Source organism: Defluviimonas salinarum, assembly GCF_026013545.1.
Taxonomy (GTDB): Bacteria; Pseudomonadota; Alphaproteobacteria; order Rhodobacterales; family Rhodobacteraceae; genus Albidovulum; species Albidovulum salinarum.
Genome location: NZ_JAPDOG010000032.1, coordinates 1 through 25,377 on the forward strand (window position 1 = coordinate 1; position 25,377 = coordinate 25,377).

Below are 25,377 nucleotides of genomic sequence, written 5' to 3' on the forward strand. Positions count from 1 at the left end.
CGGCGGTCTTGGCTTCCTCGGCCCTGAGGACGGCGCGGCCGTCCGACACCGGCGCGCCGTAGCTGCGCAGAAGGGCCTTGGCCTGGTATTCGTGGATGTTCATCGCTGATCCCCGTATGCTCTGTCTCCGGATCACCCGGAGCGTCGATCCGGGCCGTGACGGCGCGCCCCCCCTGGGGACGCGCCGATTTCTGTGGCGGTCAGTGCCCGGTGGCCACACCCGCACCCTTCGGGACGCGGATCGATTCCACAAGCTCCTGGACCTCGACCGGCGGTTCTTCGGTCACGCTGGAAACGACGTAGGCGACAACGAAGTTGATCAGCGCTCCGACGGCGCCGAACGAGGTCGACTTGATCGACAGCAACAGCGGATCGGCATCCGTGAAGCTGTTGGTGTCGGGCACGAAGAACCAGCCCTTGTGCAGGAAGATATATACCGTCGTGACGATCAGACCGGCAAGCATGCCCGCAATGGCGCCCTTGTCGTTCACACGCTTGGAGAAGATGCCCATCATCAGCGCCGGAAAGATCGACGCCGCGGCGATTCCGAAGGCAAGCGCCACCGTCTGGGCTGCGAAGCCCGGAGGGTTGAGGCCGAGATAGGTCGCGACCGCGATGGCAATCCCCATCGAGATCCGCGCCGCCAGAAGTTCTCCCTTTTCCGAGATGTTGGGATTGAGTTGCCCCTTGATGAGGTCGTGCGACACCGCCGACGAGATTGCCATCAGAAGACCGGCCGCGGTCGATAGCGCGGCGGCAAGACCACCCGCGGCCACGAGCGCGATGACCCAGCCCGGCAGGTTGGCGATTTCCGGGTTGGCCAGAACGATGATGTCATTGTTCACGGTCAGCTCGTTGGCGTCCTTGTCGCCGACATACTGAATCAGGCCGTCCCCGTTCTTGTCTTCGACCGTCAGGAGTCCGGTCTTCTGCCAGTTGCGGACCCAGTCAAGCTCGGACTTGGTCTCGATGTCGGCAAGCGCGAGGGCATCCGCGCCGGTACCGTTGGGATAGAATGTGGTGATGAGATTCACGCGGGCCATGGCCCCCACGGCGGGAGCGACCAGGTAGAGCAGCGCTATGAAGACAAGTGCCCAGCCCGCCGACGACCGCGCATCGGCGACCCGCGGAACGGTGAAGAAACGGACGATGACATGAGGCAGGCCCGCGGTGCCGATCATCAGCGCCACCGTGAAGAGGAATATGTTGAGCGTCGTGTCCTCCTGGGTCAGGTAGGACTTGAATCCAAGATCGGTCACCAGCCCCTCGAGCGTTACCAGGAGCGGTTCTCCCGTCGACTTGGCGTCGGCGAAGAGACCGAGCGGCGGGATCGGGTTTCCCGTCAGTTGCAACGAGATGAATATCGCCGGGATCGTGTACGCGAAGATCAGCACGACGTATTGCGCAACCTGGGTATACGTGATGCCCTTCATGCCGCCGAGAACGGCATATGCGAACACGATCGCCGCGCCTATGTAGAGACCCGTCGAACTCGACACTTCCAGGAAGCGCGAAAACGCGACGCCGACGCCAGTCATCTGACCGATAACGTAGGTGATCGACGCGATGATGAGGCAGATGACGGCCACAAGCCGCGCTGCCTTCGAATAGAACCGGTCACCAATGAACTCCGGCACCGTGAACTTGCCGAACTTGCGCAGGTAAGGTGCAAGCAGCATCGCCAGAAGCACGTAGCCGCCGGTCCAGCCCATGAGATAGGCCGAGCTGTCGTATCCCCCGAAAGCGATAAGGCCCGCCATCGAGATGAATGAGGCTGCCGACATCCAGTCGGCTCCCGTTGCCATGCCGTTCAGGACCGGGTGAACGCCGCGGCCGGCGGCGTAGAACTCCGCGGTCGAGCCCGCGCGAGCCCAGATAGCGATGCCAATATAAAGCGCGAAAGTCGCACCGACGACGAGAAGGTTAAGCGTATACTGGTCCATGACCGTCACACCTCGTCGACGCCGTGTTCGCGGTCGAGCCGGTTCATCCGCCAGGCGTAGAAGAAAATCAGTGCGAGGAAGACGAGGATCGAGCCCTGCTGGGCGAACCAGAAACCGAGATCGGCGCCGCCGACATTGATGCCCATCAGCATCGGCCGCAGGATGATCCCGAAGCCGAAGGACACCAAAGCCCAGACGACGAGGCTCCACAGGATGATGCGGAGATTGGCTTTCCAATAATCGTTTGCGTGTTGTTGTGCGATCATTTCACGTGTTCCTTGTTACGTTCGCCCGACAATGCATCCGGATGCGGGCCGTCCGTTTTGACTAGGATTTCGCCGTATCAACCATTGTCGTCAGCACGGATGCGATCTCGTCGATATCGGCCATGGCATCGACCCTCACTAGCACTCCGCGTGTGTCGTAGAAGGCGATCAGCGGCGCCGTTTCGGCGTGGTAGGCCTTGAGCCTCTGGCCCGCCGTCTCGGCATTGTCGTCGGCGCGACGCTTGAAACTCGTGCCATCGCACTTGTCGCAGACGCCGTCTTTCGACGGTCGCTTGCTCACCTCGTGATAACCCTCGCCGCACGCCGCGCAGGTATAGCGTCCGACCACCCGCTCGATCATCGCCGCGTCGTCGACGTCGAGAGAAATCACGAGGTCGATGCCGGATTGCCTTGCGTCCAGCAGCGCCTCCAGCGCTTCGGCCTGACCGATGGTCCGGGGAAAGCCGTCGAGGATCACGCCGGCGCCGGTGTCGTCCCGGTCGAGGCGCTCCATGAGAACCCGAAGGACCACATCGTCAGGGACGAGACCACCCGCCTCCATGACTGCTTTAGCGGCGCGTCCCGCCTCGGTTCCCGCTGCGACCGCCTCGCGCAGGAGGTCGCCGGTGGAAAGCTGGACGAGGCCGTGCGCCTCGGCGAGCATCCGCGCCTGCGTACCCTTTCCCGCACCGGGCGGTCCCAGCAGGATCAGGTTGACCGGCCGGGCTTCGACTTCCGCATTCATCGTGGATCCTCCATCTGTCGCGCGTGTCGGGTGGGATGCCGGGAACGCTTGCCCGGTCAGCCCTTCCGCACTTCGCGCACGGCTTCCTTCACCCGGGCCTCCATGATGGCGGCGGCGTCGTCCTGAGCCTTTCGGGCGGCACTCGCGAATTCCGCCATCAGGATCAGCGCCTTTTCGACGGCGCGACGGTAGACCTCCTTCGGATCCAGCGTCCCCGTACCGCCGGGCTTGTTCGCCTTCTTGATCTCCTCCTGCGCGCCCGAGGTCACCTCCTCGAAGATCGCCATCTGCTTGCGATAGAAGTCCTGGTAGGCTTCGGCGGCGGCCCGGTTCGCGGCCATCATCGCCTCGAAGTTCTTCTGGTTGCTGGCGATAAGTTCGCCCATGTCGAAGGGCTGGTCGGCGGCCGATTTCAGCGCGGACTGGAACTCTTCCGCGTTGAACATCTTCGCGATCCGGTCGGGATCGAACATCTTCATGATTTCCTTGTAGTCCATTGGCTCTCTCCTATGTCTTCCGCTTGGGCGGGATGAGATCGGTAATCGTGCCTTCGAACATTTCGGCGGCGAAGTTGACGGTTTCGCTGAGCGTCGGGTGCGGGTGGATGGTGTGGCCGAGGTCGACGGCGTCGGCGCCCATTTCGATGGCGAGTGCGACTTCGGCGATGAGGTCGCCGGCATTGGGGCCGACGATGCCGGCGCCGATGACGCGGTCGTCGGTCTCGTCGAAGAGGACCTTGGTCATGCCCTCGGAGCGGCCCAGAGACAGCGAGCGGCCGGAGGCGGCCCAGGGGAAGCTGCCCTTGCCGACCTTGATCCCGCGCTCCTTCGCCTGCGCCTCGGTGAGCCCGACCCAGGCGACCTCGGGGTCGGTATAGGCGACCGAGGGGATGACGCGGGCGTCGAAGTGTCGGTTCTGCCCGGCCGCGGCCTCGGCGGCGACCTTGCCCTCATGCACCGCCTTGTGGGCGAGCATCGGCTGGCCGACGACATCGCCGATGGCGAAGATGTGGCGCTGGCCGGTGCGCTGCTGGCTGTCAACGGCGATGAAGCCGCGCTCGTCGACCGCGACGCCGGCCTTTTCGGCGTCGATCAGCTTGCCGTTCGGCCGCCGCCCGACCGCGACGAGCACCTTGTCGAACGTGTCGGTGATTGTCCCGCCCTTCTCGTCCTCGAAGGTGACCTTGAGGCCGCCTTTCTGTGCCTCGACCGCCGTGACCCTGGTCTTCAGCAGGATCTTCTCGTAGCGGCCCTCGATCCGTTTGTGCAGGGGCTTCACGATGTCCTTGTCGGCGCCGGGGATGATCTGGTCCATCAGCTCGACGACGGTGATCTTCGAGCCGAGCGCGTCGTAGACGCAGGCCATCTCGAGCCCGATGATGCCGCCGCCGAGCACGAGCAGGCGCTTGGGGATGCCGTCGAGCTCCAGGGCGCCGGTGGAGTCGATCACGCGGGGGTCGTCATGCGGGATGAAGGGCAGCGTCACCGGCTCTGAGCCGGCGGCGATGATGCACTGGTCGAAGCTGACCTTCGTCACCTTGCCGTCCTTCTCGACCGCGATCATGTTCGGGCCGGTGAAGCGGCCATAGCCGTTCACGATCTGAACCTTGCGCCCCTTGGCGAGGCCCGAGAGCCCGCCCGTGAGCTGCTTGACGACAGAGGCTTTCCAGCCTTCGAGCTTCTTGATGTCGACCTTGGGCTTGGCGAAGGTGATGCCGTGATCGGCCATCTCCCCGGCCTCGGTGATGACCTTGGCGGCGTGGAGAAGCGCCTTCGAGGGGATGCAGCCGACATTGAGGCAGACGCCGCCGAGCGTGGCGTCCTTCTCGACCAGCACGACCTTCTTGCCGAGATCGGCGGCGCGGAAGGCGGCCGTGTAGCCGCCGGGGCCGGAGCCGAGCACGACGACCTCGCCGTGGATGTCGCCGGCTCCCGTCGCGGTGCCACTTGCGGCCACGGAGACCGGCGCGACGGGAGCGGGACTTTCGGCGCGGGCGGGGGGAGCAGCCGCCGCGCCTTCAACGTCAAGGACGAGGATCGGGGCGCCTTCGGAGACCCTGTCGCCCTCCTTGACCTTGATCTCCTTGACCTTGCCGGCGGCGGGCGAAGGAACCTCCATCGTCGCCTTGTCGGACTCAAGTTCGATCAGCGGGTCCTCGGCGGCGACGGTGTCGCCAACCGAGACGAGAATCGCGATGACCGGGACGTCGGAGAAGTCGCCGATGTCGGGCACTTTCACTTCCATGGCGGCCCCCTCAGAGCATCAGCCGGCGCACATCGCCGAGCAGGTGTTTCAGCGTCGCGCAGAACCGCGCGGCGAGCGCCCCGTCGATGGCGCGGTGGTCGTAGGAGAGGCTCATGGGTTGCATCAGGCGCGGCACGAACTTCTCGGCGACCGGATCCCAGACCGGCCCGAGCTTCGACCGCGTGAGCCCGAGGATCGCCACTTCCGGTGCGTTGACGATCGGCGTGAACGAGGTGCCGCCGATCCCGCCGAGAGACGAGATGGTGAAGCTCGCCCCCGACATGTCGTCACCCTTCAGCTTGCCGTCGCGGGCCTTGGCAGAGATCTCGCCAAGCTCCTTCGAGATCTCGATGATCCCCTTGCGGTCGGCATCGCGGATCACCGGCACGACGAGGCCGTTCGGCGTGTCGGCGGCGAAGCCGATATGGTAGTAGGACTTGCGGATGAGCTTGTCGCCATCGGGATGGATCGAGCTGTTGACCTCCCAGTGGGTCTTCAGCGCCGACACGCTCGCCTTGATGGCGAAGCTGAGCAGTGTCACGCGGTAGCCCTCGGCCTTGGCATCGGCGTCGAGTTCCTTGCGATACTTGTCGAGCCCGGTGATGTCGGCCTCGTCGTTGTGGGTGACATGCGGGATGTTGAGCCAGGAGCGGTGCAGCGCGGGGCCCGAAAGCTTCTTGATCCGCGGCATCTCCACGTCCTCGACGGGGCCGAACCTGGTAAAGTCGACCGCCGGGATCGGCGGGATGCCCATGCCGCCCGGCGCGGCCGCGCCAGCGGCCGGCGCGGCGGTCGCCTTGAAGAAGTTCGTCACGTCCTCGCGCAGGATGCGGCCCTTGCGGCCGGTGCCGTTGACCCGCGCGAGATCGACGCCGAGTTGCCGGGCGAAGGCGCGCACCGAGGGAGAGGCATGGGACTTGCCGAAGCCCGCATCGGTGACGGCGGACGGCGCCGCCGCGACGGGCGCGGCCGGTGCGGCGGGGGCAGCCGGGTGCGCGCCGGCCGGCGCGGGGGCGGCGGATTTCTTCTCGTCCCCTGCCGGCGCCGCGCCCGCGCCGTCGCCCTCCAGCAGTAGGATCAGCGAGCCTTCGGAGACCTTGTCGCCCTCCTTTACCCTGATCTCCGCAACCTTGCCGGCGGCGGGAGAGGGTACCTCCATCGTCGCCTTGTCGCTTTCCAGCTCGATCAGCGGGTCCTCCGCCGCGACGCTGTCGCCGACACTGACCAGGATGGTGATGACCGGAACGTCGGAGAAGTCGCCGATATCGGGCACTTTCACTTCGATTGCCATGATCTGTCTCCTCGTTTCGGCCGTCACGCGAGCCGCGGGTTCGGCTTGCCGCCGTCGATGTCGTATTTCTTGAGCGCCGCCTCGAGGTCCTTCTTCGTCACCGCCCCTTCGCGGTAAAGTTCGACCATGGCCGCGGCGGCGATGTGGTTCGCGTCGACCTCGAAAAATCGCCGCAGGTTCACCCGGCTGTCCGAGCGGCCGTAGCCGTCGGTGCCGAGAACCGTGAAGCGGTTCGGCACGAAGGCACGGATCTGCTCGGCGTAGTTCTTCATGTAGTCGGTTGCGGCGATCACCGGGCCCTGCGCCTTTTGCAGCTGCCGCGTCACGAAGGGCACGCGTTCGTCGGCGAAGGGGTTGAGCCGGTTGTGCCGCGCACAGTCCTGACCGTCACGGGCAAGCTCGTTGAGGCTGGTGGCGGACCAGATGTCGGAAGTGACCCCGAAGTCGGCCTTCAGTATCTCGGCGGCCCTGATCGCCTGCATCAGGATCGTGCCGGAGCCCACGAGGTTGACGTGCTTCTTGCCCGGCTTCTTCGTTTCCCGGAACCGGTAGAGACCCCTGATGATGTCCTCCTCGACGCCCATCGGCATGTCGGGATGGGCGTAGTTCTCGTTCATCAGGGTCAGGTAGAAGTAGACGTCGTCCTGGTCGACGAACATCCGCTTCAGCCCGTGATGAACAATCACCGCCACCTCGTAGCTGAAGGTCGGGTCGTAGCTGATGCAGTTCGGGATCGTGCCCGCGAGGATGTGGCTGTGGCCGTCCTCGTGCTGGAGCCCCTCGCCGTTCAGCGTCGTCCGGCCCGCCGTGCCGCCGAGCATGAAGCCCCGCGCCCGGCTGTCACCGGCGGCCCAGGCCAGATCGCCGATCCGCTGGAAGCCGAACATCGAGTAGTAGATGAAGAACGGGATCATCGGCACGCCGTGATTGGAATAGGACGTTGCTGCCGCAATCCAGTCGGCCATGGCACCGGCCTCGTTGATGCCCTCCTGCAGCACCTGGCCGTCGGTCGTCTCCTTGTAGAACATCATCTGGTCGGCATCCTCGGGCGTGTAGTTCTGCCCGAGCGGATTGTAGATGCCGGCCGAGCGGAACAGCCCCTCCATCCCGAAGGTGCGGCTCTCGTCCGGCACGATCGGCACGACATGCTTGCCCACGCCCTTGTCCCTGAGAAGCGTCGTCAGGATCCGCACGAAGGCCATCGTCGTCGATATCTCGCGGTCGCCGGTGCCCTTGAGCTGGCCCTCGAACTTGTCGAGCGCGGGGATGTCGAGCTTCGGTGCATTCCGCCAGTCGCGCTTCGGGAAGTCGCCGCCCAGCGCCTTGCGGCGGTCGGCGAGGTAGGATTTCTGCGCGTTGTTGAGGCTGACGAAGGGCGCCTTCGGCAGGTCCTTGTCCTCGACCGGGATCTTGAAGCGGTCGCGGAACTCGCGCAGCTGCTCCTCGGCCAGCTTCTTCTGCTGGTGTGTGACGTTCTGGCCCTCGCCGGCCGAGCCCATGCCGTAGCCCTTGACGGTCTTCACCAAAAGGCAGGTCGGCTGGCCGCGGGTTTCGGCCGCGCGCTTGAAGGCGGTATAGACCTTCTCGGGGTCATGCCCGCCGCGGCTCAGCGACCAGACCTGCTCGTCGCTCCAGTCCTCGACCAGCGCCGCCGTCTCGGGATACTTGCCGAAGAAGTGCTTGCGGATATAGGCGCCGTCCTTCGACTTGAAGGTCTGGTAGTCGCCGTCCACCGTCTCGTCCATCAGCTGGCGCAGCCGGCCGGTCACGTCCTTCTCCAGCAGCGCGTCACCAGCCCTTGCCCCACAAGAGCTTGATCACGTTCCAGCCCGCGCCGCGGAAGTCGCCTTCGAGCTCCTGCACGATCTTGCCGTTGCCCCGGACCGGCCCGTCGAGCCGCTGCAGGTTGCAGTTGACGACGAAGATCAGGTTGTCGAGCTCCTCCCGCGCCGCGAGGTCGATGGCGCCCCGGCTTTCCGGCTCGTCCATCTCGCCGTCGCCGAGGAAGCACCAGACCTTGCGGTCGGCCATGTCGATCAGGCCGCGGTTGTGCATGTATTTCATGAACCGCGCCTGGTAGATCGCCATCAGCGGGCCGAGCCCCATCGAGACGGTCGGAAACTGCCAGTAATCCGGCATCAGCCAGGGATGCGGGTAGGAGGAAAGCCCGCCGCCCGCGACCTCGGAGCGGAAGTTCTCCAGTTCCTTCTCGCTGATCCTGCCTTCCATGAACGACCGCGCGTAGATGCCGGGGATCACATGGCCCTGGAAGAACACCAGGTCGCCGCCATGGATCGCGGATTTCGAACGCCAGAAATGGTTGAGTCCGATGTCGTACATCACCGCCGAGGAGGCGAAGGACGCGATATGGCCGCCATATTCGCTGCTCTCCTTGTTGCGGCGAACCACGGTCGCCATCGCGTTCCAGCGGTTGATGGTGCGGATGCGCCATTCCATCTTCAGATCGCCGGGAAACTCCGCCTGATCGTCGGCCGGGATCGTGTTCTGGTACGGGGTCGTCGACGAAAACGGCAGCATCGCACCCGCCGCGCGGGCCTGGCTCACAGCCCTGTCCAGAAGAAAATGCGCCCGATCCGCGCCGTCGCGCTCGATCACGTCGGCGATAGCATCCTGCCATTCCCGGCTTTCGACGGGGTCTATGTCGGTGGTGCGTTCGTTCATCTCTGCGGCCCTCGTCTGCGGGGTGGTACCGGTCGATCAGCTGAAGTACTGGCCACCATTGGCCGAGATCGTCGAACCGGTGATGAAGCCGGCTTCGTCGGACGCGAGGAACGTCACGCAGCGCGCGATCTCGTCGACCTCACCGAGCCGGCCGACCGGGATCTGGCCGACGATCGCCTCGCGCACCTGCTCGGGCACCGCCATCACCATCTCGGTCGCGATGTAGCCCGGACAGACCGCGTTGACCGTGATCCCCTTCGCCGCGCCCTCCTGCGCAAGCGCCCGGGTAAACCCGATATCGCCGGCCTTTGCGGCCGAGTAGTTCACCTGTCCGAACTGGCCCTTCTGGCCGTTCAGCGACGAGATGTTGATGATCCTTCCGAAGCCGCGCTCGCGCATTCCCGGCCAGACCGGGTGGGTCATGTTGAAGATGCCCGACAGGTTGGTGTCGATCACGTCGCGCCACTTCCCGGCCGTCATCTTGTGAAACGGCGCGTCCCGGGTGATGCCCGCGTTGTTCACCAGAACCTCGATCGGGCCAAGATCGGCCTCGACCTTGGCGATGCCCGCGGCGCAGGCGTCGTAGTCCGCGACCGACCACTTGTAGGTCGGGATGCCGGTTTCCTTGGTGAAAGCGGCCGCCGCCTCATCGTTGCCGGCATAGTTCGCCGCTACCTTGCAACCCGCGGCCTGAAGGGCCTTCGAGATCGCCGCGCCGATACCGCGCGACCCTCCGGTGACGATTGCTGTCCGTGTCATCTTGTTCTCCTCGTTGTTAGGTATCGGTCCCGCGCCGGCCGGCAGCGGGATGAAAGATCATCTCGCGAGTACATAGGAGCCGGGCGCAGACTCGATCACGTCGAGACCGCCGCCGCCGGGCACGCGGGCCGGCACCTTCTTCGCTCTGTCCTGAGATTCCAGCCATTCGGCCCAAACCGGCCACCACGACCCGGCATTGTACTCCGCCCCGTCGAGCCAAGCCTCGGGATCGTCCGGGTAATCGTCCCTGACCCAGTAGCCGTATTTCGCCTTTTCGCCCGGCGGGTTGATGACACCCGCGATATGGCCCGACCCTCCGAGCACGAACCTGACGTCGCCGCCGAAGACCTTCGTCGCGGGATAGACCGACTGCCAGGGCGCGATGTGGTCGTCCTTCGTGCCAATCGCGAAGCACGGCACCTTGACCTTTCCAAGGTCGATGGGCGTGCTGTTGAGCGTGATCGCGCCCGGCGTCCCGAGCCCGTTGCGGATGTGGATGTTCTCCAGGTACCAGAGGAACATCGCCGCGGGCAGCCGCGTAGAATCCGAATTCCAGAACAGCAGGTCGAAGGCGGGCGGCTTGTCGCCCATCAGGTAGTTCGCGATGTAGAACGGCCAGATCAGGTCGTTCTCGCGCAGCATCGCGTACATGTCGCGAAGCTGGTGCTCCTCCAGATGCCCGGTCTTTTCAAGATGTGCGCGCATCGTCTCCAGCCGGACCTGATCGACGAATATGCCAATCTCTCCCACCTGTTTGAAATCGGTCATGGTGACGAGGGTCGTCGAGGTCGCGATGCGGTCGGACCCCGTGGCGGCGAGATGGCCGAGCGTGGCATTCACGAGAATGCCGCCAATGCAGTAGCCGATCGTGTTGACCTTCTTCTCGCCGGTCGCCTTCTCGATCGCGTCAAGCGCCGCGATCACGCCTTCGTTCATGTAGCTTTCGAAGCTCTTTCCGGCATGCTCCGGACCCGGATTGACCCAGCTGATCGCAAAGACGGTGTGGCCGCGTTCCAGCGCGTAGCGGATCAGGCTGTTCTTCGGCCGCATGTCGAGAATGTAGAACTTGTTGATCCAGGCCGGCACGAAGAGAAGCGGCCGCTTGAACTGCGTTTCGGTCATCGGCTCGTACTGGATGAGCTGGATCAGATCGTTCTGGAAGACGACCTTGCCCGGCGTCGCGGCGAGGTCACGGCCGACGACGAAGGCGTCGGGGTCGGCGGTGCTGATGGCCAGCCGGCCGCCACCGCGCTCGATGTCGTCAAGGAGGTTGCTGAAGCCGGTGATCAGGCTCCTCCCCCGCGTCGCGAGGAAACGGGCGCGCGCCTCGGGATTGAGCGCGAGGACGTTGCTGGGCGACAGCGCACTCAGGATCTGGCGGGTGTAGAACTCGACGCTGAGGCGTTCCCGGGAATCCGCAGGAAAGCGGTCGAGAACCTCCTTGGTGGCCTCCTCGATCGCGAGATGCACGTCGCGCGACACGCGTGCGACCGGATCGCTTTCCCAGGCCTCGCCGCTGAACCGGCGATCCCTCGCCGCCTGCCCGTTCGGAGCCCAGCCCGCCGTCCAAAGCTTGGCCATATTCGACAGGACCGAGGCCTGCATGGCGGCGAGGTCGCCTGGGCGCCGAAGCATCGACAGGCCGAGGGTGAGGTAGGCACGCCCGATCGCAGTCGGATCGACTGCCGCGAAGTCCCGGTCGAAGATCCGGGTCACCGAAGCCGCGCCGGCACGCAGCATCACCTGCTGAACCCGGAGCATGAGATCCCAATAGTCGCTCATGTGCTCGGCACCCCTGCCGTTCGATGCATTGTTTTCCGTCATGTGATCGTCCTTCCCATCGGTCCACGCGCATGTCCGGTTGCCCCCGCAACGGGCCGCCCCGGGGAGCGAGGGGCACGCACCGTCCGTTGCGGGGGCTTCCCGCCGCGCTACCGCAGGCGTTCGATGGCCAGTGCGATCCCCTGTCCGCCGCCGATGCACATGGTGACGAGCCCGTAGCGCCCGCCGATCCGCTCCAGCTCGTACATCGCCTTGATGGTGATGATCGCGCCGGTCGCGCCGATCGGATGGCCGAGCGCGATCGCGCCGCCGTTCGGATTGACCTTGGCCGTATCGAGACCGAGCCCTGCATTGACCGCGCAGGCCTGCGCCGCGAAGGCCTCGTTCGACTCGATCACGTCGAAATCGCCGGCCTCCATGCCGAGCTTCGTCAGGAGCGTCGTCACGGCGGGGATGGGGCCGATGCCCATCACTTCGGGCCGGACCCCGGCATGGGCGTAGCCGAGAAGCCGCGCCCGGGGCTTCAGCCCTGCCTTCTCGGCCGCCTCGGCCGAGGCGAGCACCACCGCCGCCGCGCCGTCGTTGAGTCCCGAGGCGTTGCCCGCCGTCACCGAACCTTCCTTCCGGAAGGCGGGTCTAAGCTTGCCGAGGCTTTCCATCGTCGTGCCGGCCTTGGGGTGCTCGTCGGTGTCGAACGGCACCATGTCGCGCTTCACCTTCACCTCGATGGGCAGGATCTGGCTCTTGAACCTTCCCTCCGCGATGGCCTTCGTCGCGCGCGCCTGGCTTTCGACCGCGAAGGCGTCCTGCGCCTCGCGCGAGATCTGGTGCTCGTCCGCGACATTCTCGGCGGTGACGCCCATATGGCCATTGCCGAACGGATCGCTGAGTGCGGCAACCATCATGTCGGTCATCGACATGTCACCCATCTTCTGGCCCCAGCGCGCGGCTTGCGTCGAATAGGGCGAGCGCGACATCGACTCTGCCCCGCCGGCGAGCGCGAAGTCAGTATCGCCGAGCATGATGTGCTGCGCCGAATTGACGATGGCCTGCGCGCCCGAGCCGCAGAGCCGGTTGACGGTCAGCGCCGGTGCCTCGGGCGGCACGCCCGCCTCGACGGCCGCGACGCGGGCGAGATACATGTCGCGCCCTTCGGTGTTGATCACGTGGCCGAAGACCGAATGGCCGATCTGGCCCGGCTCGACCCCGCTGCGCGACAGCGCCTCCTTTGCGACCGCCGCGGCAAGCGCGGTCGGCGCCACGCCCGACAGCGATCCCCCGAAGGTTCCAATCGCGGTCCGCGCGCCGTCCAGAATTACAACGTCTCGTGTCATCTTGGTTCTCCCATTCCAAAAAATTCAGCCGGCCGGATGCCCCAGCCCGCCGATACGTTCCTTGATCTCGTCGAGGATGGCGGGATCGTCGATCGTCGCCGGCATCTTCCACGGCGCCCCGTCCGCAATGGCGACCATCGTGCCGCGCAGGATCTTGCCCGAGCGGGTCTTGGGCAGCCGGTCGACAGCCATGCAGAGCTTGAAGGCGGCGACCGGCCCGATCTCCTGGCGGATCAGCTTGACGCATTCCTTCTCGATCTCGGCCGGATCGCGCGTCACACCGGAGTTGAGGCAGATGAGCCCGAGCGGCGCCTGGCCCTTGAGCTGATCGCCGATCCCGATCACCGCGCATTCGGCGACATCGGGATGGCTCGCCAGAACCTCCTCCATCGCGCCGGTCGAAAGCCGGTGTCCGGCGACATTGATGACGTCGTCGGTGCGCGCCATGATCGAGACGTAGCCGTCCTCGTCCATGATGCCCGCATCTCCGGTCTCGTAGTAGCCGGGGAAGTGGCTGAGATAGGACTTCCGGAACCGGTCCTCGGCGTTCCAGAGCGTCGGCAGCGTGCCCGGCGGCAGCGGCAGCTTGATCGCGATGGCGCCAAGCGTGCCCGCCGGCAGCGGATGACCGCCCTCGTCCAGAATCCGGATGTCGTAGCCCGGCATCGGCACGGCGGGCGAGCCGGGTTTTACCGGCAGCTCTTCGATCCCGAGGGGGTTCGCGGCGATGGCCCAGCCGGTCTCGGTCTGCCACCAATGGTCGATGACCGGCTTCTTCAGGTGCTTCTGCGCCCAGAGGATGGTGTCGGGATCGGCGCGTTCGCCAGCGAGGAAGAGCGCCTGAAGGCCCGACAGGTCGTAGCGGCCGACATGTTCGGCGCTCGGGTCGTCGCGCTTGATGGCGCGAAGTGCGGTCGGCGCGGTGAACAGGACCTTGACGCCGTGTTCCTCGATTACGCGCCAGAAGGTGCCGGCATCGGGCGTGCCGACCGGCTTGCCCTCGAAGACGATCGTGGTGCAGCCCATCAGCAGCGGCGCGTAGCAGATGTAGCTGTGACCGACGACCCAGCCGACATCCGAGGCGGCCCAGTAGACGTCGCCCGGCTTCACGTCGTAGAGGTTCCTCATCGTCCAGAGCAGCGCCACCATATGCCCGCCATTGTGGCGCACGACGCCCTTCGGCTGACCGGTCGTCCCCGACGTGTAGAGGATGTAGAGCGGATCGGCGCCGCCGACAGGCACGCAATCCGCGTGCGTCGCGGCGGCCACGGTCTCGTCCCAGTCAAGGTCGCGGCCCGGCTCCATCGCCGCCTTGCACATGGGCCTCTGGTAAACCACGGTGAAGTCGGGCTTGTGGGCCGATTGGCGGATCGCCTCGTCGAGCAGCGGCTTGTATTCGACGACCCGTCCCGGCTCGATCCCGCAAGAGGCGGCGATCACGGCCTTCGGCTTCGCGTCCTCGATCCGGACGGCGAGTTCATGCGCGGCAAAGCCGCCGAACACCACCGAATGCACCGCCCCGATCCGGGCGCAGGCGAGCATCGCGACGAGCGCCTCGGGCACCATCGGCATGTAGATGATGACGCGGTCGCCCTTGGTGACACCCCGCCCGCTCAGCGCGCCTGCGAGCCGCGCGACGCGGTCCTTCAGCTCGGCATAACTGATCGTCGTCTTGCTGTCGGTGACGGGGCTGTCATGGATGATGGCGGGCTGATCGCCGCGCCCGGCCTCGACATGGCGGTCGACGGCGTTCCAGCAGGTGTTGCAGGTCGCGTCCGGGAACCATTGGTAGAGCGGCGCGGTCGATCCGTCGAGCGCGCGCTCGGGCGCCTTGATCCAGTCCACCGCCTTTGCGGCGTCGAGCCAGAACGCCTCGGGATCGGCTTTCCAACCGTCGTAGACTTCGCGATATGTTGCCACTGCAGCCTCCCTTGACTTGTGTGCGTTAGCGTTTCCTCGCCGGCGCGGGACCCTTCGGCGGGTGTCCTAATTGGGGTCGTCCGTCACGCATAGGACTGCACCGGCGCCCGCGCCAACGCGGCGATATTGAACAGCCCCCGGGCGGAGACCGAACTGTTCACCACATGCGCCTTGTTGCCCATGCCCATCAGGATCGGCCCGATCTCGAGCCCGCCCGCGAGCTGGCGCAGGACGTTCGCAGCGCCGGACGCAGCATCGACATTGGCGAAGACGAGGCAGTTCGCAGCGCCGTGAAGGCGGGAATTTGGAAACACTCGCGCGCGCAGGTCGGGGTTCAGCGCGTGATCGGCCTGCATTTCCCCCTCGAAGGCGAAGTCCACCCCGGCCGCATCGAGGATCTCCACCGCGCGACGCATCTTGCGTCCCGACGCGATGTCGAGGTTGCCGAAGACCGAATGGCTCACGAGCGCGATCTTGGGCTCGATCCCGAAGCGCCGGATGTGGCGCGCGGCGGAGATCGCGGTTTCCGCGACCTCTTCGGGGCTGGGATCGGGGCGCACCTGCGTGTCGGCGATGAAGATCGCCCCGTCGTCGAGAATGATCGTCGAGAGCGCGCCAGTCGGATGAAGCGTCTGGCCGTCGCCATCCGGCAGGCCACCCAACACCTGCTCGACGTGTCGGAGATGATCGAGGTAGAGACCGTAGCTGCCGCAGATGAGGCTGTCCGCCTCTCCGCGATGGACCATGATCGCCGCGATTGCGGTGTTGCTGGTCCTGAGCCGGGTCCGGGCGAGGTCGGGGGTGACGCCGCGGCGCTCCAGTATCGCGTGGTAGCTCTGCCAGTAGTCGCGGTAGCGCGGGTCGTCTTCGGGGTTGCAGACCTCGAAATCGGTATCGGGCTTCAGCGAGATGCCGGCGCGGTCGATGCGCTGGCGGATCACGTCGGGCCGGCCGATCAGGATCGGCGGCCCCATGCCGTCGAGCAGCATCGACTGGGTGCAGTGCAGCACGCGCTCGTCCTCGCCCTCGGCGAAGACGATGCGGCGCTCGCTCCGGCGCGCGAGTTCGAAGACCGGCCGCATGATCATGCCGGTGCGGAACACCGAGCGGTCGAGCTCGGCCTTGTAGGCGGCGATGTCCGCGATCGGACGCTTCGCGACGCCGCTGCCGATCGCGGCCCTGGCCACGGCGCTTGCAACTTCACCGAGAAGCCGGGGATCGAACGGCTTGGGGATCAGGTACTCGCGGCCGAAGACCATGCGCTCGCCGCGATAGGCGGCAGCGGTTTCCGCCGCGGTCGTCTTGCGCGCGAGGTCTGCGAGCGCCTTGGCGCAGGCGACCTTCATCGCCTCGTTGATCTGGGTCGCGCCGACATCCATCGCGCCGCGGAAGATGAAGGGGAAGCAGAGGACGTTGTTGACCTGGTTGGGATAGTCCGAGCGCCCCGTCGCGATGATCACGTCCTCGCGCGCCGCCTTCGCCTCTTCCGGCAGGATCTCGGGCGTCGGGTTGGAGAGCGCGAAGATCACGGGATCCTTGGCCATCTTCGCGACCATCTCGCCGGTCAGGTTGCCGGGGCCGGAGAGGCCGAGGAACATGTCGGCGCCCTCGATGACCTGCTCCATCGGCCCGTCATCGGCATCGCGCGCGTAAAGCGCCTTGGTCGCGTCGACGTTCTCGCGCCCCTTGTAGATCACGCCGCGCCGGTCGAAGAGCCAGACGTTCCTCCGCTTCAGCCCCATGTCGCAAAGGAGGTTGAGACAGGCGATCCCGGCGGCACCGGCGCCGATGGCGACCATCTTGATGTCGGAAAGAGATTTCCCGGCGAGCCGCATCGCATTCAGCGCGGCGGCGGCAACGACGATGGCGGTGCCGTGCTGGTCGTCGTGGAAGACCGGGATGTTCATCCGCTCCTTGCAGATGCGCTCGACCTCGAAGCAGGCGGGCGCGCCGATATCCTCGAGATTGACGGCGCCGAAACTCGGCTCGAGCGCGATCACGATCTCGGCGAGCCTTTCGGGATCGGTCTCGTTCACCTCGATATCGACGCCGTCGATATTGGCGAACTTCTTGAAAAGCGCGACCTTGCCCTCCATCACGGGCTTCGAGGCGGCCGCCCCGATATTGCCGAGGCCAAGCACCGCGGTGCCGTTCGAGATCACCGCGACCTGATTGCCGCGCGAGGTGTAGCGGTAGGAATCCGCCTCGTCCTCGGCGATCCGCGTGCAGGCCTCGGCGACGCCGGGACTGTAGGCGAGGCTCAGATCGCGCTGGGTCGCCATCGGTTTCGTCACCCGGGTCGCAAGCTTTCCCGGTTTCGGGAACTCGTGGTAGCGAAGGGCCGCGTCGCGGAGCGTCTCGCTGGGTGTCTGGTCGTTCATACGTGCCCCCTTACCCGGTCGTGTTGCGCGCCGGCTTTTGCGGCGTCGCGGGGAAGCGGTCGCGGCGCATCGCCTCTTCGGCGCGCGCGCTGCGTATGAGCGCGAGGATATTCTTCGCGGCGGCGGGAATGTTGGTTCCCGGCCCGAAGATCGCCTTGACGCCCCGTTCGTAGAGGAAGTCGTAATCCTGCTGCGGTATCACCCCACCGCAGATCACGAGGATGTCGCCCGCGCCCTTCTGCTTCAACGCCTCGACGAGCTGGGGCGCGAGTGTCTTGTGACCCGCCGCCTGGGACGACACTCCGACGACATGAACGTCGTTGTCGATCGCATCCTGCGCCGCTTCCTCGGGCGTCTGGAACAGCGGCCCCACATCGACGTCAAAGCCGATATCGGCGAAGGCCGTGGCGATGACCTTGGCGCCGCGGTCGTGGCCGTCCTGGCCCATCTTCACCACGAGCATCCGCGGGCGGCGGCCCTCCTCCTCGGCGAAGGCCTCGACGTCCTTCTGGATCGCCGCGAAGCCCTCGTCGCCCTCGTAGGCCGCGCCGTAGACCCCGGCGAGCGTCTTCACCTCGGCCCGGTGCCGTCCGAACACCTTTTCCATCGCCATCGAAATCTCTCCCACCGAGGCGCGCGCGCGGGCGGCGGCGACGGCCGCCTCCAGCAGGTTGCCGCCGTCTTTCGCGATGCGTTCGACATCCGCCAGCGCCTTGTCGCAGGCGGCCTGATCGCGGGTCGCCCGGATCCGTTCAAGCCGCGCGACCTGCGCCGCGCGGACGGCGGAATTGTCGATCTCGCGCACCTCGATCTCGTCTTCGCGTGCCAGCCGGTACTTGTTGACGCCGACGATCACCTCGTCGCCGCGGTCGACCGCCGCCTGCCGCCGTGCGGCGGCCTCCTCGATTCGAAGCTTCGGCATGCCCGACGCGACGGCCTTGGTCATGCCGCCCATCGCGTCGACTTCCTCGATCAGCTTCCAGGCCGCATCGGCGAGATCGGCGGTCAGCTTCTCGACGTAGTAGGACCCGGCGAGCGGATCGACGACGCGGGTCACGCCCGTCTCGTTCTGGAGGATAAGCTGGGTGTTGCGCGCGATCCGGGCCGAGAACTCGGTCGGAAGCGCGATCGCCTCGTCGAAACTGTTGGTGTGCAGCGACTGGGTGCCGCCGAGGACCGCGCTCAGCGCCTCGTAGGCGGTGCGAACGACATTGTTGTAGGGATCCTGTTCCTGAAGGCTCACGCCCGAGGTCTGGCAATGGGTGCGCAGCATCAGGCTGCCCGGCTTCTTCGGGTTGAACTCGGACATGATCCGGTGCCAGAGGAAGCGCGCGGCGCGGAGCTTCGCGGCCTCCATGAAGAAGTTCATGCCGATGGCGAAGAAGAACGACAGCCGCCCGGCGAAGGCATCCACATCCATGCCCCGCGCGACCACGGCCTTCACGTATTCCTTGCCGTCCGCAAGCGTGTAGGCCAACTCCTGCACGAGGTTCGCGCCGGCCTCCTGCATGTGGTAGCCCGAGATCGAGATCGAGTTGAAACGCGGCATCTCGCGCGACGTGTACTCGATGATGTCGGCGACGATCCGCATCGAAGGTTCGGGCGGATAGATGTAGGTGTTCCGCACCATGAATTCCTTCAGGATGTCGTTCTGGATCGTGCCCGACAGGTCCCTGCGCGCGACGCCCTGTTCCTCTCCAGCCACGATGAAGCTCGCGAGAACCGGGATCACCGCGCCGTTCATCGTCATCGACACCGAAATCTCGCCGAGCGGGATGCCGTCGAAGAGGATCTTCATGTCCTCGACCGAGTCGATGGCCACACCCGCCTTGCCGACATCGCCCACGACGCGCGGGTGGTCGCTGTCGTAGCCGCGATGGGTGGCGAGGTCGAAGGCGACCGAGACGCCCTGCTGCCCCGCGGCAAGCGCCTTGCGATAGAAGGCGTTACTCTCCTCGGCGGTCGAGAAGCCGGCATATTGCCGGATCGTCCAGGGGCGGCCCGCATACATGGTCGCGCGGGGGCCCCGGGTAAAGGGCGCGGCGCCCGGCAGCGAGCCCATATGGGGCAGGTTCGCAGCATCATCGGCCGTGTAGACCGGCAGGACGTCGATCCCCTCCGGAGTGTGCCAGACCAGATCGTCCGGCGTCCGTGTCTTCAGTTCGCGTGCAGCGAGTGCTTTCCAGGCGTCCATGACTTCCTTCTCGGTGGGTTATTCGAACTCCATGATGATCTGGTCCACGGCGAGCGAGTCGCCGGGGGCCGCGTTGATCTTCGTCACCCGCACCTTCTTCTCGGCGCGGAGCACATTCTCCATCTTCATCGCCTCGATGGTGGCAAGCGCCTGACCCTCCTGGACCTCGTCGCCCTCGATGACCGCGACCGCGACGAGCTTGCCGGGCATCGGGCAGAGCAGCATCCTCGAGGTGTCCGGCGGCAGCTTCTCGGGCATGAGCGCGGCAAGCTCGGCGATCCGCGGCGTGTAGATGCGCACGTCCAGGGCCGCGCCGCGTGTCCGGACCCGGAACCCGGCGGTAATCTTGCCGACCTTCAGCACCAGAGGGGCGCCGTCGACGTCGAGCGTCGCGAGCGGGTCGCCCGGGGTCCAGTCGCTTTCCACCCGGTGAATCGTGCCGTCGCCGAACTCCACAGTGGCGCCGCCGCGATCCGCGCGGATCGCCACGGGAAAGCGCTGGTTCTGCGCGATCACGACCCAGTCCGTGCCGACGCGGCGCTCGTGGTTGTCCATCCGGCCCGAGACGCGGGTGCGCCGGATCTCGGCCACCCGGTGCATCGCCGCCGTAGCGGCCACGACGCGGCGCAAAGCCTCCTGCGGCAGGTCGACCCCGGAAAAGCCGTCGGGATATTCCTCGGCGATGAAGGCCGTCGTCATGTCGCCCGAGATGAACTTGGGATGGTCCATGACGGCGGAAAGGAACGGCAGGTTGTGACCGATCCCCTCGATCTCGAAACTGTCGAGCGCGACGCGCATATGCTCGATCGCCTGCGCCCGCGTCGGCGCCCAGGTGCAGAGTTTCGCGATCATCGGGTCGTAATACATCGAGATCTCGCCGCCCTCGTAGACCCCGGTGTCGTTGCGCACGACATGGTCTGCCGTCGCAATCTCGGCCGGGGGACGGTAGCGGCTCAGCCGCCCGATCGAAGGCAGGAACCCGCGATAGGGATCCTCGGCATAGACGCGGTTCTCGATCGCCCAGCCGTTGATGCCGATATCCTTCTGGCCGAAGGGCAGCTTCTCGCCGGCGGCGACCCGGATCATCTGTTCGACAAGGTCGACACCGGTGATCAGTTCGGTCACCGGATGCTCGACCTGAAGCCGGGTGTTCATTTCGAGGAAGTAGAAGTTCCTCTCGCCATCGACGATGAACTCGACCGTGCCGGCCGAGCAGTAGCCCACCGCCTTCGCGAGCGCGACCGCCTGTTCGCCCATCGCCTTGCGGATCGCGGCATCGAGGAAGGGCGACGGCGCCTCCTCCACGACCTTCTGGTTCCGGCGCTGGATCGAGCATTCGCGTTCGTTCAGATAGACGCAGTTGCCGTGCGTGTCGCCGAGCACCTGGATTTCGATATGGCGCGGCTTGGTGACGAACTTCTCGATGAAGATGCGGTCGTCGCCGAAAGAGGACGCCGCCTCGTTCTTCGACGACTGGAACCCCTCTCGGGTCTCCTGGTCGTTCCAGGCGATCCGCATCCCCTTGCCGCCACCGCCGGCAGAGGCCTTGATCATCACCGGATAGCCGATCTCGCCCGCGATCTTCACCGCCTCGTCGGCATCCCCGATCAGGCCCATGTAGCCCGGAACGGTCGAGACATTCGCCTCCATCGCGATCTTCTTCGAGGTGATCTTGTCGCCCATCGCCTCGATAGCGCCCTTCGGCGGGCCGATGAAGGCGACGCCTTCCCTCTCCAACGCCTCGGCGAACTTCGCGTTCTCGCTGAGGAAGCCATAGCCAGGATGGACAGCCTCTGCGCCGGTCTCGCGGATCGCGCGCATCACGTTGTCGATCACGATATAGGACTGGTTCGCCGGCGGCCGGCCGATACGCACCGCCTCGTCGGCCATGCGGACATGAAGCGCGTCCCTGTCGGCGTCGGAATAGATCGCGACCGTCGCGATGCCGATCTTCCGAGCGGACTTGATGACCCGGCAGGCGATTTCGCCCCGGTTGGCTATCAATATCTTCCTGAACATCTTGCCATCCGATCTCACAACGGAATGTTGTCGTGCTTCTTCCAGGGATTGCTGAGTTTCTTGGTCCGGAGCGAGGCGAAGGCGCGGGCCACCCGCTTGCGGGTTCCGTGCGGCATGATCACCTCGTCGATGAAGCCCTTCTCGGCGGCGACGAAGGGGTTGGCGAAGCGGGTCTCGTAGTTCTTCGTCCGCTCGGCGATCTTGTCCTTGTCGGCCAGTTCCGAGCGGTAGAGGATCTCGACCGCGCCCTTGGCGCCCATCACCGCGATCTCGGCGGTGGGCCAGGCGTAGTTGAAATCGCCGCGCAGGTGCTTGGAGGCCATGACGTCATAGGCCCCGCCATAGGCCTTGCGGGTGATCACCGTGACCTTCGGCACCGTCGCCTCGCCATAGGCGAAGAGCAGCTTCGCGCCGTGCTTGATCACGCCGCCGTATTCCTGCCCGGTCCCCGGCAGGAAGCCCGGCACGTCGACGAAGGTCAGGATCGGGATCTCGAAGGCGTCGCAGAACCGCACGAAGCGCGCGGCCTTGCGGCTCGAGTCGATGTCGAGACAGCCGGCAAGCACCAGCGGCTGGTTGGCGACCACGCCCACGGTCTGGCCCTCGAGCCGGATGAAGCCGGTGATGATGTTGCCCGCGTAATCCTTCTGGATCTCGTAGAAATCGCCCTCGTCCGCGACCTTCAGGATCAGCTCCTTCATGTCGTAGGGCTGGTTCGGGTTGTCGGGGATCAGCGTGTCGAGGCTGTCCTCGACCCGCGCCACGTCGTCGAAGAAGGGCCGGGTCGGCGCCTTGTCGCGGTTGTTGAGCGGCAGGAAGTCGACGAGCCGGCGCACCTCGGCCAGGGCCTCGACGTCGTTCTCGAAGGCGCCGTCGGCGACCGAGGATTTCTTCGTATGGGTGGAGGCGCCGCCCAGTTCCTCGGCGGTGACGATCTCGTTCGTCACGGTCTTCACCACGTCGGGGCCGGTCACGAACATGTAGGAGGTGTCCTTCACCATGAAGATGAAGTCGGTCATCGCCGGCGAATAGACCGCGCCGCCGGCGCAGGGCCCCATGATGACCGAGATCTGCGGCACCACCCCGGAAGCCATGATGTTGCGCTGGAACACCTCCGCATAGCCCGCGAGCGAGGCCACGCCCTCCTGGATCCGCGCGCCGCCGGAATCGTTCAGCCCGATCACCGGGGCGCCGTTCTGCATCGCCATGTCCATGATCTTGCAGATCTTCTGGGCATGGGTCTCCGAAAGAGAGCCGCCGAAGACGGTGAAGTCCTGGGAAAAGACATAGACCATGCGGCCGTTGATCGTGCCCCAGCCGGTCACGACGCCGTCGCCCGAGGGCCGGTCGGCCTCCATGCCGAACTCGGTGCAGCGATGCGCCACGAACATGTCAAATTCCTCGAACGAGCCCTCGTCGAGCAGGAGCTCGATGCGCTCGCGCGCCGTGAGCTTGCCGCGCGCGTGCTGCGCGTCGATCCGGCGCTGGCCGCCGCCGAGATTGGCCTCGTTCCGCCGCGCTTCGAGATCGACGAGAATGTCCTTCATGGTGCCCCCCAAAGATGCCCAAGCCGCGTTGCGCCCCGGGAAAAAAGAACGGCGATCACTGCCTTGACCAGATCGCCCGCCACAAAGGGATAGAGCCCCCATTCGAGTACCGGCTTGTCCCAGCCGACGACGGCACCGAGCCGGAGAAGACCCGTTGGATATACCAGCGCCGCGCCGATCAGTGCGACGGCGATGCAGCCAGAATTGGCCCGTGTAAGCCCAAGGTCGCGCGCCAGGCCGCAGAAGGCCGCCGCGAGGACGAATCCGGCGAGGTAGCCACCCGTCGGCCCGAACAGGATTGCAATGCCTCCGGTGCCACCGGCGAAGACCGGCATGCCCAAGGCACCGGCCGCAAGGTAGATGCCCATCGCCCCCAAGGCGCGCCGGAAACCGACGATCAGGCTCGCGCTCAAGACCGCGAGAGTCTGCAAAGTCATCGGAACAGGATAGAACGGCACTTCGATCTGCGCCGCCACCGCAATCGTCGCCGCGACCAGAACCGCGACCGATATATCTCCCAGGCTTATCTTTGTACTGGCACGACCACGCTCACGCTGGTAAATCCGCATTGCAGCCCCCCCGGCGCCTGCTCGCTCGACTCTCTCTTCTGCCTGCTGCCTCCGCGCTGTTGACCAGACGTAACAACCGCGGAAGGGTGCGGATAGGAGCAGTCAGGTTACCCTGCAAATCTTCGCATCCGTCACGTTCGCAATTGCAAACAGGTGATTAAACCGATGCACGACAGGAAAATCTTCGCCGGAGCCAAGCTGCGCAACATCCGACAGGCGAAGGAGCTCACCCAGCGCGAATTCGCTCAGCTTCTTGATATTTCAGCGAGTTATCTCAACCAACTCGAGAACAACCAGCGCCCGATATCGGCCGCGGTCATCCTCGCCCTGATGAACAAGTTCGGGATCGAGATTGCATCCCTGGCAACGGATGACGATGAGCGGTTTGCAGCCGATCTTCACGAGGCGCTTGCCGATCCATTGTTCGCGAAGGCGGCGCCGTCGCGTCAGGAAATCAACTCTGCGATCACGAACTCGCCCGAGTTCACAAAGGCGTTTCTTGCGTTGCATCGCAGCTATCAGTCCTTGAAGGAACGAATCGCCCAGTATGATTCCGAACTGTTGAGCGACGCGACCGGAGTGGAGCCACAGCCCTACGAGGAGGTACGAGATTACTTCCACTACCACGACAACTATTTCGACGAGCTCGACCGCGCGGGCGAGCGGCGTGCCGAGGAAGCGGCCATCGACGGCACGACCAACAAGGAAGCCGCGCTGGAACGGCTTGCCACCCGGCACGGCATATCCGTAACGTTCGAGCGCCGCGGCATGGCGCTCGACGAGATCAGCGACCTCGACATGAAGCGGCGGCTTCTGCGCATCAATGCGGGAATGCCCGGCGAGAGCCAGAGCTTTCACTTGTGGCACCGGATCGCCGAGATCGAGGACCGCGAGATCATCGACGGAATTCTCGGCGAGTCGAAACTGCACAGCCGCGAAGCCAGGGAAGTTGCGCGCATCGCACTCGGCAATTTCGCGGCGGGTGCCACCGTCATGCCTTATCGTCGATTCCTTGCAGCCGCGCGGGATAGACGCCACGATATCGAGATCCTCGCCGCCGACTTCGGTGCCAGCCTCGAACAGGTCGCACATCGGCTGAGCACACTTCAGCGCCCCGGCGCGCCCGGCGTGCCCTTCTACTTCGTACGTGTCGACCGGGCGGGAACGATCACGAAACGCCATAGTGCAACCCGCCTTCAGTTCCCGCGGTTCAGCGGCGCATGCCCGCTCTGGAACGTACACCAGGCCTTCGAGACGCCGGGCGAGATCGTACGTCAACTTGCAGAGACGCCTGACGGTGAACGCTACATCAGCGTCGCGCGTACGATCACCAAGAGGAGCCGCGGGTATCGGGCACCGATCCGCCGCTACGCCATCGCCCTCGGCAGCCCCGTCGCCTATGCACGCTCGATCATCTATGCCGATGACCTCGCAGTCGATCAGAGTGACGCCTACGACCTCATCGGCCTGTCCTGCCGGCTATGCGAGCGAGAAAACTGTCCGCAGCGCTCCGTACCCCCCACTGATCGGAAAATCCTCGTCGACTCTCGCTTGCGCAAGGTCGTGCCTTTCAAGATCGGCTGACCAGTTATCCGGCAATCGAACGATACCTTGCGTAGAACGAGAGACTGATGATTGCGAATCCCGGAGACAAAACGCTCAGCGGAAACGGTCTGATGTCCTGACCGTCGCGGAGTAAGA

At 65.4% G+C, this 25,377-nt stretch carries 17 protein-coding genes and 1 pseudogene; 1 reads left to right on the plus strand and 17 read right to left on the minus strand.

Annotated elements, in window-relative coordinates:
• Positions 1-200 precede the first annotated feature (200 nt).
• From OM960_RS21585 to OM960_RS21660, 17 genes and pseudogenes are all read right to left on the minus strand, one after another.
• Positions 201-1,943 carry a sodium:solute symporter family protein gene (locus OM960_RS21585; RefSeq protein ID WP_264773418.1) on the minus strand — a complete coding sequence of 581 codons (1,743 nt, stop codon included), beginning with the start codon at positions 1,941-1,943 and terminating at the stop codon, positions 201-203.
• Positions 1,944-1,948: 5 nt separating this feature from the next.
• On the minus strand, positions 1,949-2,209 hold the full coding sequence (locus tag OM960_RS21590) for a DUF4212 domain-containing protein (protein ID WP_263340625.1): 261 nt from the start codon (positions 2,207-2,209) through the stop codon (positions 1,949-1,951).
• Positions 2,210-2,270: 61 nt separating this feature from the next.
• The gene (locus OM960_RS21595; protein ID WP_264773419.1) at positions 2,271-2,954 is read right to left on the minus strand and encodes an adenylate kinase; all 684 of its coding nucleotides are present in this window, start codon (positions 2,952-2,954) and stop codon (positions 2,271-2,273) included.
• 56 nt (positions 2,955-3,010) lie between these two features.
• Positions 3,011-3,451 carry a phasin family protein gene (locus OM960_RS21600; RefSeq protein WP_263340631.1) on the minus strand — a complete coding sequence of 147 codons (441 nt, stop codon included), beginning with the start codon at positions 3,449-3,451 and terminating at the stop codon, positions 3,011-3,013.
• 10 nt (positions 3,452-3,461) lie between these two features.
• Positions 3,462-5,198, minus strand: a complete 1,737-nt coding sequence (gene lpdA, locus OM960_RS21605; protein ID WP_263340634.1) for a dihydrolipoyl dehydrogenase — start codon at positions 5,196-5,198, stop codon at positions 3,462-3,464.
• 10 nt (positions 5,199-5,208) lie between these two features.
• On the minus strand, positions 5,209-6,489 hold the full coding sequence (gene aceF, locus OM960_RS21610; RefSeq protein WP_264773420.1) for a dihydrolipoyllysine-residue acetyltransferase: 1,281 nt from the start codon (positions 6,487-6,489) through the stop codon (positions 5,209-5,211).
• Positions 6,490-6,512: 23 nt separating this feature from the next.
• Positions 6,513-8,258, minus strand: coding sequence for a pyruvate dehydrogenase (acetyl-transferring), homodimeric type (gene aceE, locus OM960_RS21615; RefSeq protein ID WP_354003572.1), 1,746 nt, complete (start codon positions 8,256-8,258; stop codon positions 6,513-6,515).
• Between the two features lie 19 nt (positions 8,259-8,277).
• Positions 8,278-9,171 carry a thiamine pyrophosphate-binding protein gene (locus OM960_RS25595; protein ID WP_354003573.1) on the minus strand — a complete coding sequence of 298 codons (894 nt, stop codon included), beginning with the start codon at positions 9,169-9,171 and terminating at the stop codon, positions 8,278-8,280.
• A 36-nt stretch (positions 9,172-9,207) separates the two neighbouring features.
• Entirely contained in the window at positions 9,208-9,930 is a 723-nt protein-coding gene (phbB, locus tag OM960_RS21620; RefSeq protein WP_264773421.1) for an acetoacetyl-CoA reductase, read from the minus strand.
• A gap of 57 nt (positions 9,931-9,987) precedes the next feature.
• A complete protein-coding gene (locus OM960_RS21625; protein WP_264773423.1) occupies positions 9,988-11,754 on the minus strand; it encodes a PHA/PHB synthase family protein in 1,767 nt (588 codons plus the stop codon).
• A 107-nt stretch (positions 11,755-11,861) separates the two neighbouring features.
• Positions 11,862-13,046 (minus strand): acetyl-CoA C-acyltransferase family protein, encoded by a 1,185-nt coding sequence (locus OM960_RS21630; protein ID WP_263340646.1) that lies wholly within the window; start codon positions 13,044-13,046, stop codon positions 11,862-11,864.
• 24 nt (positions 13,047-13,070) lie between these two features.
• Positions 13,071-14,966: a propionyl-CoA synthetase gene (locus OM960_RS21635; protein ID WP_263340648.1), complete on the minus strand. Its 1,896-nt coding sequence runs from the start codon at positions 14,964-14,966 to the stop codon at positions 13,071-13,073.
• An 83-nt stretch (positions 14,967-15,049) separates the two neighbouring features.
• Positions 15,050-17,347: an NADP-dependent malic enzyme gene (locus OM960_RS21640; protein WP_263340650.1), complete on the minus strand. Its 2,298-nt coding sequence runs from the start codon at positions 17,345-17,347 to the stop codon at positions 15,050-15,052.
• Positions 17,348-17,426: 79 nt separating this feature from the next.
• Positions 17,427-19,541, minus strand: a pseudogene (scpA, locus tag OM960_RS21645) (methylmalonyl-CoA mutase); the annotation flags it as partial.
• A gap of 18 nt (positions 19,542-19,559) precedes the next feature.
• On the minus strand, positions 19,560-21,560 hold the full coding sequence (locus OM960_RS21650) for an acetyl-CoA carboxylase biotin carboxylase subunit (protein ID WP_264773425.1): 2,001 nt from the start codon (positions 21,558-21,560) through the stop codon (positions 19,560-19,562).
• Between the two features lie 14 nt (positions 21,561-21,574).
• On the minus strand, positions 21,575-23,107 hold the full coding sequence (locus OM960_RS21655; protein WP_264773426.1) for an acyl-CoA carboxylase subunit beta: 1,533 nt from the start codon (positions 23,105-23,107) through the stop codon (positions 21,575-21,577).
• On the minus strand, positions 23,104-23,676 hold the full coding sequence (locus OM960_RS21660) for a biotin transporter BioY (protein ID WP_263340720.1): 573 nt from the start codon (positions 23,674-23,676) through the stop codon (positions 23,104-23,106). Before OM960_RS21660 ends, OM960_RS21655 begins: the two co-directional genes overlap by 4 nt.
• A 153-nt stretch (positions 23,677-23,829) precedes the next feature.
• Between OM960_RS21660 and OM960_RS21665 the strand changes: the two genes are divergently transcribed.
• Positions 23,830-25,260, plus strand: a complete 1,431-nt coding sequence (locus OM960_RS21665) for a helix-turn-helix domain-containing protein (RefSeq protein WP_317852856.1) — start codon at positions 23,830-23,832, stop codon at positions 25,258-25,260.
• Positions 25,261-25,377: the final 117 nt, after the last annotated feature.

Coding starts and splice junctions, on each gene's coding strand:
- OM960_RS21585 (WP_264773418.1), bottom strand. CDS start 1,943: ATGGACCAGTATACGCTTAACCTTCTCGTCGTCGGTGCGACTTTCGCG.
- OM960_RS21590 (WP_263340625.1), bottom strand. CDS start 2,209: ATGATCGCACAACAACACGCAAACGATTATTGGAAAGCCAATCTCCGC.
- OM960_RS21595 (WP_264773419.1), bottom strand. CDS start 2,954: ATGAATGCGGAAGTCGAAGCCCGGCCGGTCAACCTGATCCTGCTGGGA.
- OM960_RS21600 (WP_263340631.1), bottom strand. CDS start 3,451: ATGGACTACAAGGAAATCATGAAGATGTTCGATCCCGACCGGATCGCG.
- lpdA (WP_263340634.1), bottom strand. CDS start 5,198: ATGGAAGTGAAAGTGCCCGACATCGGCGACTTCTCCGACGTCCCGGTC.
- aceF (WP_264773420.1), bottom strand. CDS start 6,489: ATGGCAATCGAAGTGAAAGTGCCCGATATCGGCGACTTCTCCGACGTT.
- OM960_RS25595 (WP_354003573.1), bottom strand. CDS start 9,171: ATGAACGAACGCACCACCGACATAGACCCCGTCGAAAGCCGGGAATGG.
- phbB (WP_264773421.1), bottom strand. CDS start 9,930: ATGACACGGACAGCAATCGTCACCGGAGGGTCGCGCGGTATCGGCGCG.
- OM960_RS21625 (WP_264773423.1), bottom strand. CDS start 11,754: ATGACGGAAAACAATGCATCGAACGGCAGGGGTGCCGAGCACATGAGC.
- OM960_RS21630 (WP_263340646.1), bottom strand. CDS start 13,046: ATGACACGAGACGTTGTAATTCTGGACGGCGCGCGGACCGCGATTGGA.
- OM960_RS21640 (WP_263340650.1), bottom strand. CDS start 17,347: ATGAACGACCAGACACCCAGCGAGACGCTCCGCGACGCGGCCCTTCGC.
- OM960_RS21650 (WP_264773425.1), bottom strand. CDS start 21,560: ATGTTCAGGAAGATATTGATAGCCAACCGGGGCGAAATCGCCTGCCGG.
- OM960_RS21655 (WP_264773426.1), bottom strand. CDS start 23,107: ATGAAGGACATTCTCGTCGATCTCGAAGCGCGGCGGAACGAGGCCAAT.
- OM960_RS21660 (WP_263340720.1), bottom strand. CDS start 23,676: ATGCGGATTTACCAGCGTGAGCGTGGTCGTGCCAGTACAAAGATAAGC.